15 protein-coding genes are annotated in these 22068 nt (G+C 47.0%); 9 read left to right on the top strand and 6 right to left on the bottom strand.

The genetic code is table 11. The annotated features are described in order from the left end of the window. Nucleotides 1–55 precede the first annotated feature (55 nt). The 4 genes from QUA44_RS07125 to QUA44_RS07110 all read left to right on the top strand — a co-directional run bounded on the left by QUA44_RS07125 (nt 56) and on the right by QUA44_RS07110 (nt 8465). Nucleotides 56–874, top strand: coding sequence for an HNH endonuclease (locus QUA44_RS07125; RefSeq protein ID WP_333249433.1), 819 nt, complete (start codon nt 56–58; stop codon nt 872–874). 51 nt (nt 875–925) lie between these two features. Then, nucleotides 926–6223 carry a response regulator gene (locus tag QUA44_RS07120; protein ID WP_333249431.1) on the top strand — a complete coding sequence of 1766 codons (5298 nt, stop codon included), beginning with the start codon at nt 926–928 and terminating at the stop codon, nt 6221–6223. 248 nt (nt 6224–6471) lie between these two features. Further along, nucleotides 6472–6966: a peptide-methionine (R)-S-oxide reductase MsrB gene (msrB, locus tag QUA44_RS07115; RefSeq protein WP_333249429.1), complete on the top strand. Its 495-nt coding sequence runs from the start codon at nt 6472–6474 to the stop codon at nt 6964–6966. 26 nt (nt 6967–6992) lie between these two features. Further along, nucleotides 6993–8465: a Rid family detoxifying hydrolase gene (locus tag QUA44_RS07110; protein ID WP_333309591.1), complete on the top strand. Its 1473-nt coding sequence runs from the start codon at nt 6993–6995 to the stop codon at nt 8463–8465. 108 nt (nt 8466–8573) lie between these two features. Here the strand turns inward: QUA44_RS07110 and QUA44_RS07105 are convergent, their stop codons facing one another. From QUA44_RS07105 to QUA44_RS07095, 3 genes are all read right to left on the bottom strand, one after another. After that, complete coding sequence (locus QUA44_RS07105; protein WP_333249425.1) at nt 8574–8951, bottom strand: hypothetical protein; 378 nt, start codon at nt 8949–8951, stop codon at nt 8574–8576. A 31-nt stretch (nt 8952–8982) separates the two neighbouring features. Then, a complete protein-coding gene (locus tag QUA44_RS07100) occupies nt 8983–9171 on the bottom strand; it encodes a hypothetical protein (RefSeq protein WP_333249423.1) in 189 nt (62 codons plus the stop codon). A 397-nt stretch (nt 9172–9568) separates the two neighbouring features. Next, entirely contained in the window at nt 9569–11722 is a 2154-nt protein-coding gene (locus QUA44_RS07095) for a polyribonucleotide nucleotidyltransferase (RefSeq protein ID WP_333249422.1), read from the bottom strand. 76 nt (nt 11723–11798) lie between these two features. Between QUA44_RS07095 and QUA44_RS07090 the strand changes: the two genes are divergently transcribed. From QUA44_RS07090 to QUA44_RS07080, 3 genes are all read left to right on the top strand, one after another. Continuing rightward, complete coding sequence (locus tag QUA44_RS07090) at nt 11799–11957, top strand: hypothetical protein (protein ID WP_333249420.1); 159 nt, start codon at nt 11799–11801, stop codon at nt 11955–11957. Nucleotides 11958–12128: 171 nt separating this feature from the next. Next, the gene (locus QUA44_RS07085; RefSeq protein WP_333249419.1) at nt 12129–15482 is read left to right on the top strand and encodes a DEAD/DEAH box helicase; all 3354 of its coding nucleotides are present in this window, start codon (nt 12129–12131) and stop codon (nt 15480–15482) included. Nucleotides 15483–15731: 249 nt separating this feature from the next. After that, nucleotides 15732–16559: an SWIM zinc finger family protein gene (locus QUA44_RS07080; protein ID WP_333249417.1), complete on the top strand. Its 828-nt coding sequence runs from the start codon at nt 15732–15734 to the stop codon at nt 16557–16559. 546 nt (nt 16560–17105) lie between these two features. On the opposite strand, the gene QUA44_RS07075 is transcribed toward QUA44_RS07080, so the two are convergent. Both QUA44_RS07075 and queG read right to left on the bottom strand, forming a co-directional pair. Then, nucleotides 17106–17738 (bottom strand): HAD-IA family hydrolase, encoded by a 633-nt coding sequence (locus tag QUA44_RS07075; RefSeq protein WP_333249415.1) that lies wholly within the window; start codon nt 17736–17738, stop codon nt 17106–17108. 199 nt (nt 17739–17937) lie between these two features. After that, nucleotides 17938–18906, bottom strand: a complete 969-nt coding sequence (gene queG, locus QUA44_RS07070) for a tRNA epoxyqueuosine(34) reductase QueG (protein ID WP_333249413.1) — start codon at nt 18904–18906, stop codon at nt 17938–17940. 209 nt (nt 18907–19115) lie between these two features. Between queG and QUA44_RS07065 the strand changes: the two genes are divergently transcribed. Further along, on the top strand, nt 19116–20078 hold the full coding sequence (locus QUA44_RS07065) for an orange carotenoid protein N-terminal domain-containing protein (protein WP_333249411.1): 963 nt from the start codon (nt 19116–19118) through the stop codon (nt 20076–20078). 339 nt (nt 20079–20417) lie between these two features. After that, the gene (locus tag QUA44_RS07060) at nt 20418–20843 is read left to right on the top strand and encodes a ketosteroid isomerase family protein (protein WP_333249409.1); all 426 of its coding nucleotides are present in this window, start codon (nt 20418–20420) and stop codon (nt 20841–20843) included. A 355-nt stretch (nt 20844–21198) separates the two neighbouring features. Here the strand turns inward: QUA44_RS07060 and QUA44_RS07055 are convergent, their stop codons facing one another. Next, complete coding sequence (locus tag QUA44_RS07055) at nt 21199–21621, bottom strand: anti-sigma regulatory factor (RefSeq protein ID WP_333249408.1); 423 nt, start codon at nt 21619–21621, stop codon at nt 21199–21201. Between the last annotated feature and the right edge of the window lie 447 nt (nt 21622–22068).

The raw sequence follows: 22068 nt of genomic DNA, 5'->3' as shown, positions 1-22068 counted from the left end.
TGAAACCGCTGCGGGGATGCCAATTCAGCACCTAAACAAACTAGGAGTTGTACAGATGAACGATAACATAGTAGAGGTAATTCCTGGCATATTTGGTGAGATTCAGCCGACGGGCTGTATTATCTCTACCCTAACAAAATCTAGCAGCGGCTATGCGAACAAAAGACTTCGCATTAACGGTGAATGGAAAACGTTTACAGTCCACCGTTTAGTATTAGAAAATATATTAGGTCGTCCGATTAGACCGGAATACTTTGCTTGCCACAGTTGCGATGTCCGCAACTGCATCAATCCTAACCATTTATGGGAAGGTTCTCGACTGGAAAATTCTCAAGACAGGTTTAAAAAAGGACGTATTAAGGATGTAGGAAGTACATCGGCCCCGACACCTCAAAAACAACTGCTAGGCAGAGAAATAATTCCCGGTATTCGCGCTGAAATACAGCCGAACGGCTGCATGATTTGTACCTTGGCTAAAAGAAGTGATGGTTACGCCATTAAGGGTACTAAAATTAATGGCAAAACAAAAAGTTTCTACGCTCACAGACTGGTACGGTCACACAAACTGGGACGACCTGTAAAATCAGGTTATTTTGCTTGTCACAGTTGCGACGATCGCGGTTGTGTCAATCCTGACCATTTGTGGGAAGGAACTCCCGCCGATAACTCCCGCGATGCCATAGAAAAAGACCGCTTTCCTTTCGTTCCCGGCAAGATATGTCCTAACCGCAAACTCAAACCCGAACAAGTGCAGCAGATTCGCTATCTTTTAAGTGAGGGCATATCGAAAGCAAAAATAGCCAGGACATTTGCCATATCTCGCAGCCAGATTATTCTCTTGGCAAGGGGCGAGATATACAGAGACCTTTTCTAGAACTACTAACATAGACCCAATACAATAACGCTTAAAATCAGGAATAAAACTATGCTGCCGGAGCAACAACAGAGGATAATGGGCTACTTTATTGAGGAGGCAAAAGACCACCTCAATACGATCGAACAAGGCTTGCTGAATCTGCAAACCACGATCGAAGACCCAGAACTGGTCAACGAAGTATTTAGGGCCGCTCACTCTGTCAAAGGAGGAGCAGCAATGCTGGGGCTGACCAGCATTCAGCAAACAGCTCACCGACTAGAAGATAGTTTTAAAGTTTTAAAAGAGTGCAGCGTTAAAGTAGACCAACAGCTAGAGTCCCTTTTTCTGCGAATTTTTGACACATTGCAAGGGCTCTTAGAGCAACTGTCGGGGCCTTTTGGACTGACAGAAGAATTGGGAGAACAGATGGTTCGAGAATTAGAACCAGTATTTGAAGAGCTCAACGGGCACTTGGGGGGACTCGTTGGACACGGAGAACACCATGCAGACGAGAGCAGCGCTCTGGCCGTACCCGAACAAGTTATGGCGGGGATGGGAGTCGGGGCGTTTGCCTCATCAAGGAGTTTTCCGGATTCGCGGTCAGTTTACGCACCTGATGCCAGAGCAACAGAAGACAGCGCGCTGCTGCTAGTATTTGACTCAGACGTGCCGGCGAGGATGCGGGAACTCCTGCAAGAGTTCAAACAGCCCGAGGGGCCAGAAAGCAGGCGGCAACTCAAGAACATTTGTCGGAACTTGCTCAGGGCAGGGGAAGAATTTGAACTACCCTGCTGGATAGAATTGATCAAAGCTGTATCCAAGGCGATCGCCAACTCAGAAAATACTTACCGTACCTTAGCCCCAACGGTGATCAAAGACATCAAACAAGCGCAAGAACTGGTAATTTCGGGTCTAGAATCGTCGATCGCACCAAGCGCAAAACTTCTGGCGCTGCAGCCGGCTGTTCTGGTTCCAGAAACGGATTTTGAAGATTTGCTGGCCTTCGCTCAACCGAGTAAATCCGGGAAAAATGTGGTTTCTGTTGAGGATGAGGCCTGGGATATGGTGGGATCGGGCGATGCCCCGGATGGATTGAACAAGTTGCTGCCGACTATTTCTGGGCTGAGTATAGACGAGCTGTTCGACCAACTAGACAGTGGCGACAGCAACGATGACAGTGGCATTCGATCGTCCCAGTTCGACGAAGATTCCGCCTTCGCAGAATCGGATATGGAGACGGGTGCTTTTAGAGGCTCGACCCGCACCGGCCCGGAAGTGGGCGCTGCAGAACTCAACACCTTAGCTGACTTGTTTGACGGCGAGTCCCCGGAGCTCGACGGCGCTTGGGAAGAAGAAGAAGACCTCGACTATGCACAGTCTTCTGGGATATCGGCGACGGGAATGCTGGGGTCAGACGATGATGACAATTCCGGCGATTTTACTGATTTGTTGTTTGACGAATACGATGCGGAAAGTTCCGAAACGAACACGAAGCCTCCGATTGATGACCTGACGAGTTTGTTTGGGGAGGATTTGCTGTTTGGACAGGAGGCAGAGGGCTCGGCAGTAGCTGCCGGTCATAAAAATGGGGGTTCGAGCCAGCGGTTAACTCGCAAACAGCTTAAAACGGGTAACGGTAGGGGCGGTTTGGAGCGGCGAGGCGACACGGTGGCCCCAGCCAGGGGACAAGCGGACGAAGATGCTCTCGGTACGCTTTTGGACGAAGTGGCTGCCCAAACTTCTGCTGGTGTTACGGACAATGCTGATTTCGATAACTTGTTCGGCGATTTAGGCTTATCTGAGGCAACGGGTGTGCCGCCGGCAGTCTCTTCGGAGTATTCCCTGAAGTCGGAGGCTTTAGACGCAGGATCGAAGGAGTCTGCAGCAGGGGGGGGCAATAATGATTCAGCGGATGCCGAAGCGCTTGCTCTCCATGAAATGGATGATTTCGAGTTGTTCTCTGAGCTGGGCGAGGATTCGGATTTGAGCGAGCTGTTGGGGATTACTTCTAATTTCCTTTCTTCAGAAGACGAAGCTGGGGAGAACGGGGGCGATCGAGATCAAGCTGCAGGCATCGCACAAAATGAGGAAATGGGCAACGTTCTTAACATGACATCAAATTCTGATTTAGATATCTCTGCGGATGAAAACTGGCTAGAAGATGCTTTCGGCATGGAAGACGAGTCTGTGCAATCGCTCAACCTAGAACTGGACGATACGGATTTAGATGCGCTGTTTGGGGATATGACCTCGGGTTCGATTTCTGAGGATGAACAGACTGCGCGGGATCGGCAAGGAGCGGCTACTTCCCGAGAAGCCGCAGATTTGGCTGATCTGTTCGGTTCTGTACCTACCGGTACTGAGTATGACGGAGAAGCTTCGGGGCAAGCCCGTGGGGGTTGGCGGAATGATGGGGATTCAGAATTGCTCAGTGCAGGTGTGGGAGTTAATGAGGGCGAGTTGGGGAGTTTGTTCGAGAACAATGGTGCGGCTGTTTCCGACCAAGGCTTGAGAAATTCGGCAGAGGTTGAACTTGGGGCTTTGTCCGATGATCATCATGAGTCGGAAATTTCAAATGTCGAATTTGATGAGGGCGCAGCTTTCGATTTCTTGGGGGATATGTTTGCCGAAGGCATGGTGCAGCAGAGCGATGCTGGATCGGCGCCAGATGACGGCGCGGCTGTGGCTGTGAAGGAGTTGTCTGCTCAGCCTCCCGATGGTTTGTTCGATCGAGCCGAAACAGATGGCGCCGGGGAGTCTGAGGGCGAAGATGATTTGTTTGATGCCCTGGAAACGGATTTTTTGAGTGCGGATTTAGAGCTACTGCCGGCAGAATCTCTCGATGGTATGTTTGAGGGCGATGCTGACTTGCTCTCGGCGATGGAAACCGGGGCTACTCTCAACAACGAGGAGTTGGAGGGTTTTGACGATTTGTTGGATTCGATCGATGCTGAGGTTCTGGTGACTTCGGAACTGACAACGGGCTTTTGGGACGCTGAGGACGAGTCGGGCGAGGCCGATTCCTCGGAGTTGGAAGAGGGGTCGCTGGCAGACTTTTTTGCCGATGGCGAATCAGGTGATGAGGACGACGAAGGCAATTTTGACGATTTAGAAGCACTGTTAATTGCAGGGGGTGCGGTCGCTGTCATAGCAGCTTCTGGGAGCACAAATCAGAGTCCGGTAAATACAGAAGTTTTCTCGGATCTCGAAGAGCTCCTCAGCGAGAGCGCAACTATGCCGGAAATTCACGGGCTACCGACGACAACTGCTAGTAAAGGTCCGCGCGCTGCGGCCGATGAGAGCGACGACGAATTTGGCGATTTGGAAAAACTGCTGGAAGATCCCAAGGACAGTGGCCGCCAAGGGGAAGCAAATATGGGGCCGTCGGCGATCAACAGACCCAGGCGGAATGCCCGCGCGGGCGGGTTCGGCGACCAGACAATGCGGGTGCCGATCAAGCAACTGGATAACCTCAGCAATTTGATGGGGGAACTGGTGGTAAACCGCAACAGTTTGGAGCAAGACCAAGAACGGATGCGACAGTTTTTGGACAATTTGCTGCACCAGGTAACGCTGCTGAGCGATGTGAGCCAGCGGACTCAGGATTTCTACGAGCGGAGTCTTTTGGAGATTGCTTTGCTGGCAAACCGTCAGGGACACCGATCGGCCTGGCGCTCTGAGGAGTCATCCCACACCCGGGAAAGTGCCTGGAGACCGGAGGAAATGGACAGGTTTACTCCTTTCCACAGTTTGGCTCAGGAGATTATCGAGCTGATCGTGCGGGTGCGGGAGTCGGCCGCGGACATTGAGTTTTTGGTGGATGAGGCCGATCAGGTGACTCGCCAACTGCGGCAAGTTACGACTCAACTGCAAGAAGGTTTGACTCGCGCCCGGATGAAGCCGTTTGCGGAGACGACGGACAGGCTGTTCCGGGCGGTGCGGGAAATTGCGATTAAGTGCGGGAAGCAGGCTCAGTTGCAGGTTGAGGGTAAGGATATTTTGATCGACAAGATGATTGTGGATCAGCTATATGACCCGATGACTCATTTGGTGAACAATGCGATTACTCACGGGATCGAAGCGCCGGAGGTGCGTCTGGCGGCTGGGAAGCCTGCAGTCGGCAGGATTACGATTCGGGCTTTCCACCAAGGGAACCAAACCGTGGTTTCGGTTTCTGACGACGGGGCGGGAATTGACCCGCAAAGGGTGAAGGCGAAGGCGATTAAGCAGGGTATGCTGACGGCGGCTCAGGCTCAGAGGATGTCTCGCTCGGAAGTTTACGATTTGCTATTTATGCCGGGTTTCAGCACTCAGGAACAGGCGACGGAGTATGCCGGCCGGGGGGTCGGTATGAATGTGGTGCAGACTTCCTTGCAGGAGATTCGGGGAACTGTGTCCATTGATTCAACCATCGGCAAAGGGACTGTGTTTACCATCCGTTTACCTCTGGTGTTGAGCATTTCTAAGGCTCTGACTTGCATTAGCGATCGAGCTCGCATTGCTTTCCCGATGGATGGGGTCGAGGATATGATCGATGTGCCTCGCGATCAGGTGACGACGGGGGCGGACGGTTTGCCTTGCATTGAGTGGCGGGGTCAAAGCTTGCCGTTCCGGCCGCTGCGGGATTTGCTGGCTTACAACCGCCATTTGGGCCGGGGCAGTGTTTACGGGTTTAATACTGACGATGACATGATTTCGGTGATCGTGCTGCGGTCTGCTGGCAATTTCTTGGCGGTGCAGGTGGATCAGGTTTCGACGGAACAGGAAATTGTGATCAAGCCGTTGGAGGGGCCGGTGCCGAAGCCGATCGGGATTGCTGGGGCCACAGTGCTCGGGGACGGTCGAATCGTGGCGATTGCAGACGTTCTGGAACTGATCGATTTGGCTACCGGAAGGCTGCGGAAGGAAACTGGCGGTACGCTTTGGGATGAGAGCGAGAGGGCTACTAAGGAGGCGGAAATCGAGAAGACTGAGCCGACTGTGCTGATTGTGGATGACTCGATTACGGTGCGATCGCTGTTGTCGATTACTTTTGAGAAGTCTGGCTATCGTGTCGAAGAAGCTCGCGACGGTAAGGAAGCTTGGGAAAAGATGAAATCTGGTCTGCCTTGCGATATCGTTTTCTGCGATATTGAAATGCCGAGAATGGATGGTTTGGAACTACTTTCTCGGATGCAGAAGGATGCCGTTTTGTGTGAATTGCCGATCGCGATGTTGACTTCTCGCGGTGCTGATAGACACCGCCAAATGGCTTACAGTTTGGGCGCGAAAGGTTATTTTACTAAGCCTTATTTGGAGGAGCAATTGCTTGATGCTGCTTCTCGGATGTTGAAAGGTGAAGTTGTTGGTGCTCCGGCTATGGCTTAGGCCGTTGATGTTTGAAAGGCAGTGAGTCCTGTGGGGGCTAAACTCTCACAGGAATTGTATTATATGGCGATCGATTACAGCATTTCTGAACAAAGATTTACTGCAATAAGTAAGGTTCGTAGTACGGACTTTAGTCCGCTATTATTAGGGACGGTCGTCCGTAATACGAACCGTTTTTGTTATGCTAATTGATCGCCATATAATATAAGTCATAATGTAGTTAATTAGCAACAAGTGGAATATCTATCATGAAAAAACGATTATTTTTGAAAGCGGGTCTAGCAACAGTAAGCATGGCATGGTTATCGTCCTGTTTGCCTGGAAAGTCAGATGTTATGGCCGCTTCTAAGGGTGTTTTTGAAATTACTAAAACTGAGGAAGAGTGGCGCAAAATTTTGACTCCGGCACAGTTTGAGGTGTTGCGAAAACACGGTACTGAACGCTCTCACACTAGCATTCTCGATAAGCAATACGGGAAGGGAATTTATGCGTGTGCTGCGTGCAGTTTGCCAGTTTTTGCGTCGCAAACCAAATTTGATAGCGGTACTGGTTGGCCAAGTTTTTATGAACCGATCAAAGGGGCGATCGGCACATCGGTGGATAATTCGCTGTTTGGGACTAGAATTGAGGTGCATTGCCGTCGCTGCGGGGGGCATTTGGGTCACGTATTTGATGACGGCCCTGCACCTACTGGGAAACGCTACTGCATGAATGGTGTTGCTATGAAGTTTATTGCTGGCTGACGTTCTTTCACGGGTAATTCTGTGGTATGGAATCCGATAATCATCCATCCGCAAAACCGCTAGTGCAGGCGGATTCGCGCGGATGGTATAGTGATTTTTGGGACGTGAGGACAGGGAGGTTATTTATGAATGCTGAAGAACTTTTAGGAAAATACGCAGCAGGACAGCGCAACTTTCGGGGAGCAGACTTAAGTGGGGTAGACCTTCAAGGTGCAGACTTGAGCGGGATAGATTTACAGGATGCCAATTTGTCCAGAGCAGAATTGAGTGAAGCAATCCTGATTAAGGCTAACCTTCACAAGACAAACCTTAGCAGGGCATCATTAAAAAGTGCGAATTTGACCAATGCCACATCTAGTTCACAAAATCTATCTTGGGCCGACCTCAGTGGTGCTGATTTAAGTGGAGCATACTTAATTAATGCCAATTTAACTAATGCCAATCTAAATAAAGCAAACTTGAGGGGAGCAAATCTAGCTTCTGCTAACATAACTTTAGCTTCTTTGATAGAGACAAATCTGAGTCTAGCCAATCTGACTGATGCAAATTTGACTGGGGCAAACCTGACTAAGGCAGACTTAGGTCGCGCAGAGTTAGGTGGCGCAAAAATTCAACAAACTAATTTTCAAGGAGCTAATTTACGAGAAGTAAATATGCCTAAATTTGGTCTATCTAGCGAGAATCTGGCTGATGCAAATTTGAGCCGATGCGACTTACAAAACGCATATCTCAACAAAGCTAATCTGCAAAGAGCAAACCTAGAGCAAGCCAATCTGCAAGGGGCACATTTGAGCAATGCAAATCTAGCTGATGCAAATTTGAGTCGATGCGACTTGCAAAAGACATATCTCAACAAAGCTAATCTGCAAAGAGCAAACCTAGAGCAAGCCAATCTGCACGAGGCAAATTTGAGCAATGCAAATCTGGAGGGAGCAAATTTGAAGAAGGCTAATTTGATGGATGCAAACAGCTATGGTTGGAATATCAAAAATACAGACTTCACTGATGCGATAATGCCAGATGGAGAAATCTACCAATCAGAAATCTCAGAGCCAGAAATCGGCTACAAACCAGAAAAATCTCAACAAGAATCCCAAACAATAACATCTATGACACGCAAAATTATTCGTACTGACAAAGCACCCGCACCCGTGGGCCCTTACAATCAAGCGATCGCCGCAACGGGCACTATGCTGTTTGTAGCTGGTCAAATTGCGATCGACATTAGACTAAACGATATTGTCTACACCGACGACGTGGCAAAACAAACCGAACAAGTTATGGCAAATCTCGAAGCCATTCTCACAGAAGCGGGCGCTACTTGGCTGGATGTGGTAAAAACTACGGTTTTTCTCAAGGATATGAATGATTTTGCCGCCGTGAATGCGGTTTATGCGAAATATTTTGATGCGGAAACTGCACCGGCGCGCGCTTGTGTGGAGGTGGCGCGTTTGCCAAAAGATGTGTTAGTAGAGATTGACTGTATTGCGGTTATTTGATTTCAGGGACTCGGCGGTTGAAACCGCGTCTATACAAACAATGTCCGCCTCCGCGGACTAAGAGTAAAATCGATCGCCCGACAAGCATATTTTAGGCCAACGGGCGCGTTAATGCTCTTGTAGTTCGGGAACCTGAATCTTCGGCAGTTCCTTCCACTCAGGCTCAATGGGTGAGTAGCGACAATAGCACACCGCTAAACAGTCATACTCAGCATTCGGCATCTTGGGAGCGTACTCCTCTACGCGCGATACTTCCCAATCTCCCCAGCGAACGTGAGTGCTGACAGCAGGGGATTTAGGATCTGCATTCTCCTTAAATTGGGCAAAGTTTCGCAGGCGATCGCCCGCTTGAGGCAGAGGTTTGCTTGAGTAATCATAATGTTCTGCGAGGATACTGGTTAGAGCACCTGTATGAGAAAGCGATCGATCCTCCCATCCAGGGGAAGATAGCGATTCAGTCTTGAAAACGATCAACCGTTTCGGCATTGATTTATTCCTTTCTCTCGTGTTCGGGTTCCTATGGACTCGGTGGAAACTCTGTCAACCCTTCAAAGACACAATCAACTTTAAGTATGGAATCGTTTGTTTTTTCCCATCGGATTAATTCCCATCCCTGACGCTTGGCCATTTGATCGCATTTCTCTGGATCAGTTGCACTATGACGGCTAATATTCTCGTCTGGATCGTAGCGAGGTCTTGATGTCATCTTTATCTGCGTTTTTCTACAGACGCTGATGAAAATCAAACCTGCTATCTTCACCTGCGATGTCTGCGGTTTACAAGCCTAGATCATACCATTTATCGTAACTATCTAAGAATATTTTATCTTTTCTTGAGTCCCCGCTTTGCACGGACTTCATTTGGGTAGTTGCGGTTTCAACCGCCGAGGGTAAAGTGCGCGACTGTATTAACTTCCACAGCCGATCGCACAAACTCGATCTGTCGCTGTCGCGCACTCTACTCCCAAATCAATCTGAAACAATCAGATTTAATCTCAATTACCAGTTAGGAATTAGCAATTACCAATTACCAATTAGCAATTACCAATTACCAATTACCAACTGTCAACCGTCAACTGTCAACCGTCAACTGTCAACCGTCAACTATTTATTCAGCGCTTCGCGGGCGGCTACCGCTTCATCAGGATGAATGTTCAAACGGGTCAAATTAATTCGACCTTTATTGTCAATTTCTCGCACTTTGACAATCACTTCATCATTCACAGCTAACTCGTCTTCCACTTTCCCAACGCGGTAGTCCGCTAACTGGGAAATGTGAATCATTCCTTCTTTTCCTGGCAGAATTTCGACAAAAGCGCCGATCGGAATAATTCGAGTCACGCGGCCAACATACACATCTCCAGCATTCAACTTGCGCGTCATGCCTTGGACAATATTGTAAGCCCGCTGAGCTTTTTCGCTGTCGTTACCAGCAATTGTCACGGTTCCGTCGTCTTCGATGTCAATCTTGACACCAGTTTCTTCGGTGATGGCTTTGATCGTTTTGCCACCTGGCCCAATTACCAAACCGATGAATTCTGGATCGATTTTCAGCGTTAGCAAACGCGGTGCAAACTGCGACATTTCCTTGCGGGGAGTGTCGATAGTTGACAGCATTCTTTCTAAAATGTGCAGTCTCGCGGGTTTGGCTTGGCGGATGGCTGTGGCTATCACATCTAAGGGCAAACCTTTGATTTTCATGTCCATTTGCAAAGCAGTAATTCCGGTGTCGGTACCGGCTACTTTGAAGTCCATGTCGCCTAAGAAGTCTTCAATTGCCTGAATGTCAGTCAAAATTCGGACTTCATCGCCTTCTTTAATTAAGCCCATTGCCGCGCCGCTGACGGGTTGGGAAATGGGAACGCCTGCATCCATTAATGCTAGCGTTGAGGCGCAAACTGAACCCATTGATGTTGAACCGTCGGAGGAGAGGATTTCGGAAACTACGCGAATTACGTAGGGGAAATCTTCTTTGGATGGCAAAACTGGCAGCAAAGCGCGTTCTGCTAGGGCTCCGTGACCGATTTCTCGGCGTCCGGGCGATCGCATCGGCTTAGTTTCTCCCACGGAAAATGGCGGGAAATTGTAGTGATGCAAGTAGCGTTTGTCTTGCTGCGGGTGCAAGTCGTCTCCTAAATCTTGGGCATCGCCGGGGGTTCCCAAGGTAGCTGCGGACAAGACTTGGGTTAACCCGCGATTGAACAACGCACAGCCGTGTACTCGCGACGGCAGCACGCCTACGCGACAAGAAACGGAGCGCACCTCGTCTAGCTTGCGGCCGTCTACACGGACGCCATCTTCGATGATTTGCTTCCGCATCATTTTTTTGGTAACGTCTTTGAAAACGTTGCCGATTACTTTGCCGTTGGCGCTGGCGGCTACTTTGATCGGATCGTCTTCGGCGAGTTCGGCGATCGCCGATTCGACTGCATTGGCTTTAACTTCATCCAAAGCTGCATTCCGTATTGCTTTGTCTTTTTCAAATCTTGACAAAATGATGCGGATTGGCTCTTGGGCGCGATCGCGAATGAAGTTTTCGAGGGCGAAATCTTGCGGTGGGCGTTCCTCTACCACGAAATCGATGCCCAATTCTGCCATGATTTCGCGCTGGGCTTGAATCAAGTCACAGGCTGCTTCATAGCCGAAGTCGATCGCCTCGATGATATCCTGTTCGGGCAATTGGTTCGCGCTGGCTTCCACCATGATTACTCCATCAGGAGAACCGGCTACCACGAGATCCAATTCGCCTTCTTTGATTTCGCTGTAGGTTGGGTTGATGATGAAATCGTCCCCTACCAAACCGACTCGCACGGCAGCCATTGGCCCGTAAAACGGCATTTTCGCCAGCAGAATCGCTACGGAAGCGCCTGTTACCGCCAAAACGTCTGGGGGTACTTGTTCGTCCATCGACAGCGTTGTTGCTACGACTTGGATGTCGTCTCGCAACCAGCTTGGGAATAGCGGGCGCAACGGGCGATCGATCAAACGCCCAGTCAAAGTCACTTTTTCTGGGGGACGCCCTTCCCGGCGCAAAAATCCACCGGGAATTTTACCGCCTGCGTACAGTCTCTCTTCGTAATCCACCAACAGGGGCAGGAAATCAATTCCCTCTCTCCCCTGCGATCGAGTCGCCGTGACTAAAACCGCCGTGTCACCCGACTGAATCAAAACTGCACCGCCTGCTTGAGGCGCCAGTAAACCAATCTTCAGTCTAATATCCCTTCCATCGAAGGATATTGACTTGTCTATCTCTACCATGTAGGACTGCTTCCTTATCTACCACATTCTTTCTCTGTCGGGATCGTAACATTACCACAGGATGTTTGAGACTCCAATGCCAAAAGAGAGAGAGCATCGGCGGGCGATCGACTGTCTGCGCCTCGATTGTAAGCATTTATACTTGGAAATTATTTTTGGCATTCTGCGATCTGATGATCCGGTCGATCGCCCGCCAAACGCCTTCCATAGATGGTACGATGAATTTTCGATTTAGAGATTGGTAATCGGTAATTGGTAAGGTGCGCCGTAAGCACCCTACATATAGAGGTTATACCTAAGTCCTGTCTGGCTCAAAATATCCTCTGTTTGTTAAAAAACTCTTCATAAATCCCATATAAATGCTGTAGTTAACCTCGCAATTAAATAAAATTATCCGGATTAAAAAATGGCAATTTTACACGGCAGTTGGCAGCTCGAAAGCGAAAAAAGTGGCTTATTTATTTGGGGAGAAACTTGGCGAAAAATTGGGACCATCGATATCGTTGAATCGATAAATATTCGGCATCCCTTAGCAATGACGGAAGCTGAATTTAAGATTTTCGTAACTTCCTTGCAGCAGTCGGGCAAACTAAACTGGCAATTGCCGGAAACCGCAGAGATTCAGGAAAAAAGTAAGAAAACTAGGCGATCGCCCAAAACTCAAAACGCAGCGATTCCCACGGAAGATTTATCGATTCAGAGGCAAATTCTGGCGATCGCACTTCCCACCCAAATCTCCGCAGACAACGCAACTCTGATGCCGCAGCACTCAGCAGCCGCACTCTCAGAACCGGCCCAAACTGAGGAAATTTATCTTTATCCTTGGCAAGTCGAGGGCTATTTACTTAATCCTCAAGCAGCTTTTGTTTTCTTGCAATCGCTACCGCTCAATAGCACAGAAACTGACTCTTTTGTCGGCTCGGATTTGCGTTTTTGGTCGCATCTTGCTAGGTGGAGTTTGGATTTATTGGCGAGATGCAAATTTTTGCCAGCATTAGAGCAACTATCGGACGGTTCTGCTATTGCTAAATGGCAACCTTTGTTAGATAGTTCTACTGATATTCTCCGTCTCGCTACTTTTTCTAAGCAAATGCCGACGGCTTGTAGAACATATCAGAAGGGTTCGGCAGCGGATTTAGCGGATGGAAGATTGGCAGCGGATTTTGTAGCGGATTTAACGGATTTAACGGATTTAAGAGATGGAAATTCGGCTGCGGATTTGGTAAAGGCTTTAGCGGTGGATTTGCCTGTGGGGGCCCAGGAGTTGGTGTTGGGGTTTTTGAGTAGTGTGGTAGATTGTGAAGTGCGATCCTCTTCGAGGGCTGCGCTAACGGCTGCTAGCTCAAATTTTGACATCAAAACAGTTTCTCCAACCCGCGAATGGCTGCAAGCTTTGCAACAGGAATCTGGAATTGTGCAAGTAGAATCAGCAGCCTTGGAAAAATTGGCAACCAAGCTGAGTGCTTGGAGTTCACCGCTGCAAAACCAACTGTCTCAACAAAATCAATTTCACACTTGCTTTCAACTCCTACCGCCGTCTCCCGGTAAAGTTAACTGGAGCTTAAATTATTGCTTGCAAGCAGTAGATGAAATCGACTTTTTGGTGGACGCGACAACTGTTTGGAATAACTCAGTCGAGCGTTTTAATTATGCGGGGCGGACAATTGAATTACCTCAAGAAACTTTGCTCAGTGGCTTGGGTTTAGCATCGAAACTTTATCCTTTAATTGAACCGACTTTGCAAACCCAGCGCCCTCAATCTTGTCAATTAAATCCGCTGCAAGCTTACGAGTTTATTAAGTCTGTGGCTTGGCGGTTTGCTGATAGCGGGTTGGGCGTTGTTTTGCCGCCTAGTTTGACTAAGGCTGATGGTTGGGCGAGTCGTTTGGGTTTGAGCATTCAAGCGGAAACTCCGAAGGTGAATCCGGCGAAAGGTGGGCTGGGCTTGCAAAGTCTGCTAAATTTTAAGTGGGAATTGACGATCGGCGGACAGCGCATTTCTAAGGCTGAGTTTGACAGCTTGATCGCGTTGAATTCGCCTTTGGTGGAAATTAACGGCGAGTGGGTAGAGTTGCGCGCAACCGATGTGAAGGCTGCTAAAACTTTTTTTGCTAGTCGCAAAGAGCAAATGACTCTTTCTTTGGAGGATGCTTTGCGTTTGGCTTCTGGCGATTCTCAGATGATTGAAAAGTTGCCTGTGGTGAATTTTGAAGCAACGGGTCAACTTCAGGAATTGTTGAATACTTTAAGCGATAATCAGGCCGTAAGTGCGATCGCGACTCCGGCTAGTTTCCGGGGAGAATTGCGGCCTTATCAAGCGCTAGGGGCGGGCTGGTTAGCATTCTTAGAACGCTGGGGTTTAGGTGCTTGTCTCGCGGACGATATGGGGCTAGGGAAGACGATCCAGTTAATCACTTTCCTCCTGCACTTACAAGAACAAAATGCCCTAGAAGCGCCAACATTACTGGTTTGTCCGACATCAGTATTGGGCAATTGGGAGCGCGAAGTCAAGAAATTTGGCCCTACTTTAAAAGTGTTAGTTCACCACGGAGACAAACGCGCTAAAGGTAAAGCATTTGCGGCGGCAATTAAGGGCAAGGATTTAATAGTTACCAGTTACGCGCTAGTGTTTCGCGATGCTAAGGAAATTCAAAGCACTAAATGGCAAGGATTGGTTTTAGATGAAGCCCAAAATATTAAGAATTCCGAGGCTAAGCAGTCGCAAGCGGTGCGGCAAATCCAGGCATCTTTTAGAATTGCGCTGACGGGAACTCCGGTGGAAAATAGACTGCAAGAATTGTGGTCAATTTTAGAATTTCTGAATCCCGGCTATTTGGGGCCGCGCAATTTCTTTCAGCGCCGATTTGCAATTCCGATCGAGAAATATGGAGATAGAGAATCATTGCATACTTTGCGATCGCTCGTTCGGCCTTTCATCCTCCGCCGCCTGAAAACTGACAAGGAAATCATCCAAGATTTGCCGGAAAAACAAGAGATGACTGTATTTTGCAGTCTGGCGGCTGGACAGGCCGCACTTTATCAGAAAGTAGTCGAAGAGTCAATCGCTAATTTGGAATCAGCCGAGGGCATTCAGCGCCGGGGAATGATTCTGGCTTTGCTGGTAAAACTCAAGCAACTTTGCAACCATCCGGCTCTTGTGAACGCAGAAGCTAAGCCCAAAGAATTGAGCATTAACAGCCAAGAATCGGGGAAATTGCAGCGGTTGGTGGAAATGTTAGAAGAAGTTGTCGCTGAGGGCGATCGGGCTTTGATTTTTACTCAATTTGCCGAATGGGGAAAACTCCTAAAACCGCATCTAGAACAGCATTTAGGGCGAGAAGTTTTGTTTTTGTACGGCGGAATTCGGCAACAGCAGCGGGAAGAAATGATCGATCGCTTCCAGCACGATCCCCAAGGCCCACCGATTATGATATTATCGTTAAAAGCTGGTGGCACCGGTTTGAACTTAACCAGGGCTACCCACGTTTTCCACTATGACAGGTGGTGGAATCCCGCAGTAGAAAATCAGGCAACTGACCGCGTATTTCGCATCGGTCAAACTCGCAACGTGCAAGTCCACAAATTTGTCTGCACGGGTACGCTAGAGGAAAAAATCCACGATATGATTGAGAGTAAGAAAGCTCTAGCTGAACAAGTGGTCAGCGCGGGCGAAAACTGGCTAACTGAACTTGATACTGACCAACTTCGCAATTTACTAATTCTCGATCGCGATGCTATTATAGAAACAGAAGAAGAATAATATTTATTGGTTTGTCGCCGGGGCGGGGCGGGTTTACTATATCCATCGTTTGTATCATATATATTGGTGAACACGCTCCTACAATAATTAGGGTTGATTTATTGGACATAATCTAATATATACCTCCTTCCCTCTTCCTTCTTCCTTCTTCCTTACATCCGTTACATCCGTTACAAAATCCGTTGCCGAACTTCCTTCTTACATCCGTTACATCCGTTACAAAATCCGTTGCCGAACTTCCTTCGACTTATGATAGACAGAGAATGGTGGACACAACAGTGGCTCGATTTAATCAATACCTACCGCTTCAAAAAGCGCTTAGAACGCGGCTGGCAGTACGCGCGCGAAGGTAAAGTTCTCAGCATTAAATTTCCTAACCAAGAAGTAATTGCCGTAGTTCAAGGCACTGATCCCAAACCTTATCAAGTTTCTTTAGGACTTGATACATTAACCGATGAAGATTGGGATTATGTGATTGAAAATATGTCGCAAAGAGCGGTGTTTTCAGCTAAATTATTAGCAGGAGAAATGCCGCACAATATTGAAGATGTATTTGCAGCGGCCGGCAAAACGCTATTTCCGTTAAGTTTATCTGATATTCGATCACGCTGTAGCTGTCCTGACCCAAAAAATCCTTGCAAGCATATCAGTGCAGTATACTACTTATTGGGCGATCGCTTCAGCGAAGACCCCTTCGTACTGTTTCAAATGCGGGGCCGAACCAAAGAGCAAATCCTGACAGCACTCCGCCAAAGACGGGGTACCGAAGGAGAGGAGAATACACTGCTAAACTCGGGCGAAAATTCCCCTATTGCGAATGCTAAATTGCCGAAGGTTGATCGCTTTTGGGAATACAACCAGGAACTAGAATCATCTCTAGTAGTAATTGTACCTCCCCCCAGCAGCGAAACAGTCTTAGATATTTTAGGCCCAATTCCCCTCGCAACAGACGGAAAGGGAACCGCTACCAAATCATCATCTGCATCAGACGCACTCAAGCAACATTTTGCCAAAATCTACCAAGCAGTTAGCCAGCAAGCTGTCTTAGCCGCACTAAAACGGGGCGAAGGAGACTAACAAATTGATTTTTTCTTTCTCTTAATTATGCAAAGTCTAAGAAACCCGGTTTCTCAGAAAATATCGGTTGGGTGGCGAAATATTTACGAAGAAACCGGGTTTCTGGGTATCATGCAAAGTCTAAGAAACCCGACTTCTGATACCAAGTTGAAAAAATAATAAGTAGGTCATTGCGAAAAAACAATAGTATTTTGTAGGGGCGGGTTTAGCTAAGAATATATGATACCAGCCAGTTTTTGAAGGCTAAACCCGCCCTCCCCATCTACTGTTTATTTGTACCCACCTACTTACAACTAATTGCGTTTAACAGAAGGTGGATAGGTGAAACGCAACCAAGTCGCCAAAGTAGCTACCGCGAAAACTGAAGCGAAGCCGAACGTCAAGAAAGTTTCAAAGGCTGACATAATACTGTTCCTCTTTATTTGAGCGATCGAGTAAATCTTTTCATTCATCTTTATATCAACATCAATCAATTTTTTCAATCGGTACGCACACAAAGTTTTTACTACTTTAACTTTTGTAATTTCTCTTTACATAAGTTTACATTTATCCCAGATTACTCATAATCTCGATCAATTGCTGGGGACGTTCAATCAAAAAGTCAGGATTTTGTGCAGCCAAAGCTGATTTAGAATTAAAACCCCAACTTACAGCAATTATCTTAATTCCAGTTTTTTTAGCTGCGTCTATATCTCGCGTTTCATCTCCGACATAAATGACTTTTTCAGGATTTATATGCTCTTTTTTTAGCCATTTTTTAATAACTTTATGTTTGCCAAAAGTTGAGCCAGAATAAATAAATGTAAAAGTGCCTTGCAAACCGTTGATTTCCAGTAATGCTAAGACATTTTCTCTGGAATTAGAGGTGATGATACCCAGTTGAAAGCCAAGTTTTGTTAACTCCAGTAAAACTTCTTTGATTCCCGGAAATAATTGAATATTCGGAATTTCATTATGTAACTCTGCTTTCAATTTTCTAATCAGCAGCGGGAATTTGAAGATAGAAATGCCAGAATATCTCAGGATTTGCCAAGAAGTTAAATTGCTCAGTTGAGCGAGTTCTTCTTTTGTGGCAGACTTAAAGCCGAATTCTGCTGACAAACGATTAGTTATATTCAGAAGAATATCAATCGTATCTGCTAGAGTACCGTCAAAATCAAAAATAATTACTTTTAGCATTGAGTAAAACAACTCAGGAATAGGTCATCATTTCTATATTACCTACTAATCAAACGTAAAATGCACTCTTTGTTAGCTCTCCGATTTATTAAATCTGTTTGAGTATAACCAATCACAAATAACCAACAACAAACAACAAATAACCAACAACCAATAACCAACAACCAATAACAAATAACCAATAACCAATACCAATTAACTAATAACTATTGATTTGATTGGCTTTGGCATTTCGCCGCAGCATTTCGGGTTTAATGCGCCGCAGCGCCGAAGCGGTAAATCTGCGGTTCCATTCCTCGTCGGAAATGTCGGCTAATTCTGCAAGTGTCGGTGCTATATTTTCAGGATAAGGCTCAAACTCTGCCACATCAGTTGGTTTAGCAAATCGCTGATTCCAAGGACAAACATCCTGACAAATGTCGCAGCCTGCTACCCAACCTTGTAAATTAGATGCAATTTCGTCGGGCAATTTTTCGGCTCGATTCTCGATCGTGTGATAAGCTATACATCGATCGGCATTCACCACAAAAGGCTCAGTAATTGCTCCCGTCGGACACGCCTCAATGCAGCGAGTACAAGTACCGCAATGTTCCGTATGAGACTCATCCGACGCTAACTCCAAATTAGTCAAGATTTCGCCCAAAAACACCCAAGAACCGTATTCGCGCGAAATTACATTACCATTTTTGGCAATCCAGCCAATCCCGGCACGCTGCGCCCACATTTTATCCTGAATTGGCCCGGTATCAGCATAATACCGCGCTTCAATTCCCTCGCCTTGCGATCGCACCCAATTTGCCAAAACCTTCAGTTTTTTGTGCAAAATTCTGTGGTAATCCCGCCCCCAACCGTAGCGAGAGATTTTAGCATATTCGATCCCTGCCTCAACCCCCCCCTCACAAGGGGGATTTGAGGGGCGTTGGTGAGGTGTGTAGTAGTTGATGGCGACACATATTACTGACTGAACCTCTGGCATCACCAATTGAATATCCTGCCGCTTTGGGTTTGCCATCCATGCCATATCCGCCTGATAACCCTTGTCCAGCCAAGCTTGCAATCTTTGTTTTTCTAGATCGAAATCCGGGTCTTTTGAGGCTATCCCCACTTTGTGAAAGCCCAACTCAAGGGCTTTTTGCTTAATGCGATCGCTATTAATTGATTTTTTCATCGGGTAAGAAACCACTGCACAATTTGTGCCATAAGTCTAGTAACTTTAAGAGTAATTTTGGAACAGTATTGATAATTCTTTTACAATCTTTATATTTATAAGTTTGAACTCCCAAATGTCAAAAATGTTACATAATTTAATTTAGGGAGAATTCGATTCGCTAATTCAAGTACGCAAGTAAAACCGACAGCGAATCCCACAGCATAAATATGGCAGTTAGTATTCAATCAGCTCAATCTATTTTCTCAAACACCGAGATTGCTAGCGTTGTTCCGGCTACCACGGAAGCGTTCTACAAACTCAGTGTTGAAGACCAACTCGCACTGCTCTGGTATGCCTACACCGAAATGGGCATTTCCATCACCGCAGCAGCACCGGGAGTAGCAAGCATGGCGCTTGTCGAAGGTGTCCTCAACGAAATTAAGCAGATGTCGCCGGCTGCTCAAAGCAAAACCATGTTTGACCTAGCCAGCAACGCCGACACAACAATTGGCCGGATTTACACTTCCTTGCGCGTCAACACCAAACTCGGTTTCTGGTACGAGTTGGGACAGTTGATGAAACAGGGCCTTGTCGCTCCGATCCCGGCTGGCTATCAAATGTCTCCCGAAGCCACCCAAGTTCTCGAAACCATCAAAAAACTCGATCCGGGTCAGCAAATTACCGTACTTCGGAATACCGTAGTTAACATGGGCTATGACCCTGCTTTTAACCAAGAGTACGGCAAACGCTCAGCCCCCCGCAGCACTCCCACCGCTCCAGAAGAGCGGGTGAAAACACAGATTGAAGGTATCACCGAGCAGACTGTGCTCAGCTACATCGACTACATGAACGCCTTCGACTTCACCCCAGCCGTCGGTTTATTTGCTGAAGAAGGTGCCCTGCAACCACCTTTCCAAAAGCCGATCGTTGGTCGCGAAGCTATCCTCAACTATATGCGCGAAGAGTGCATCGGACTGAAAATGATGCCCCAGCAAGGCGTGTCAGAACCAGCCGAAGATGGCTACCGCCAAGTGAAAGTCACCGGCAAAGTCGAAACTCCCTGGTTCGGCGCGAATGTGGGAATGAACATTGCGTGGCGGTTTTTGCTCGATCCCCAAGGTCAAATTTTCTTTGTGGCGATCGACTTGTTGGCATCTCCGAAGGAATTGCTCAATTTGATCCGCAAATAGAATATTCTGGTTGGCTCTGTTAAACAGGCTTGCCCAAAAACCCAGATGCCATTAGGTGTCTGGGTTTATATCATTTTAGATTTTAGATTTTAAATTTTAGATTCAAGAATTGAAGGATGGGAAATGACTGATGCTATCAGGGTTTGCAGCTTGGCTACACTTGGATTTTTTGGAAGTAATATTGATTTTGGTCGATCGCTCTGAAAGCTGCGATTGACGCTCTCCGGTTCTCCTTTTTTAGGAGAATTATTTTCCTAGCCCTACTTATATCTTTTGAGGGATTTGCTGCGGCAAAGATAATGATTAAAGTATACTCATTCATTTGAAATTACTTGTTTTATGACCGCAACAACTCGACCTATTTTAACTACCTCTATAAAGATTGCAGGCATAACCATTCCAGCCGTACTGCAATATTTTGAAACTTTAAACGCGGGCGATTTTGAAGCGACGGCTAATTTATTTGCCGATGATGGGGTTCTAAACGCGCCGTTTGAAGATCCAATTATCGGCAACATCTCGATCGCCACTTATCTTAAAAAAGAAGCGCGAGGAATGCAGCTAGAACCCCAGAAAGGTGTTAGCCAAATTTTAGAAGATGGTCAAGTAGAAGTTCAGGTAAGCGGCCGGGTGCAGACTTCCGCATTTGGTGTTAATGTCGGATGGCTGTTGTTGCTCAATTCTGACCAAAAAATCCTTTCTGTCACAGTCAAACTGTTAGCTTCTCCCCAAGAATTGCTAAATCTGCGGTCACATAAGAAATAAGCTGTTTGATAATCTGTTTCAGATTTAAATTGCCTATTGCAGTTTGACCTGTCGATCGCACGTAATAGCTAAAATCGTGAGTTCGACAGGTTGATCGGCTTTTTATCGCCAGAATGAGGCAGAAACCGGGTTTTTTATCCAAATCTTTAGTGAAGTGCCACTCACGGTATAAAAATCCCGTTTCTGCGGTATTTGTGCGATCGGGACTTTACCCCTACAATCTTACAGTCTCGCGTTGGGCTGACGCTACTGCACGAAAAAGTGGCTGTCACCGCAGCGTGCGACAGACAGCCAAAGCGAGTCTCAAAGTGCATTGTCAATCACTAATCACTTATGACTAATGACTAACGACTAATTAAGATTTTTCCGGCAAACTCGCTTCCAACTTCAGACAGTTGCGACCGTCTAATTGCAAAGTGTAGTCCACCCGATCCATAAGTCTGCTCATAATCAGCCAGCCGTAGCCGCTTTCCTGTTTAGCTTCCGGCCTCGGGGGATTGTAAGTATCCATTTCGTAACCTTTACCGTAATCCCAAATTTCTAAACCAATATCCCTATTTTTTAAATTCAAGCGAATTAACACGGGCAAATTGGGTTGATCTTTGTGAGCATGGCGGATCACGTTAGAATAGGCTTCTGCTAACACCAAGCGCAAACGATTCGACTGACGCGGCCAATCGACGTGCTCTCCTAGCTCTACTTCCAAACTGCTCAGCAACCAATTTTCAACAATTGTTAAAAACCGCAAGTCGCTTGGCACATGAAGCTCAGTATTCATAAAAAAATCCCGTAAGTTTGAAAACCCTGTGTCTTCACACCAGGTATGAAACACGACGCGCCGAATGGATTCGGCCTCAATACTTGTCGCTACTCGGGGGATACTAGCCTTTTCTGTTTAAAAATCAGGCATTCGTCATTCGGTAGAAGGCAGAAGTTAAGAGTATTGTTGAAAACTTTAGTTATGGGTCTAAATCCCATTAACAAGTGATAATTATACCGAGACTGCAAGCAGCGAAGTATAAAAAATCTTTGTTTCAATCCCTGACTTTTAAGCTTTGGTTTTTTCTGACCAATGCCTTCTACCTTAACCTTTTACAGGTGTTTAATCCCCCAGGAAAGCGATTCAGGAAACTAGCTGCGCCATCGCCGGCTAGGTTTTTTACTGTGGTTTTTGACTGTTGACGATAACGCCGTCCTTTGCAGGACTACTCTGTGGCCCGTCAAC

The sequence above is a fragment of the Microcoleus sp. N9_A2 genome (assembly GCF_036701775.1).
Lineage (GTDB): Bacteria > Cyanobacteriota > Cyanobacteriia > Cyanobacteriales > Microcoleaceae > Microcoleus.
This window is presented reverse-complemented; position numbering and strand designations above follow the sequence as displayed.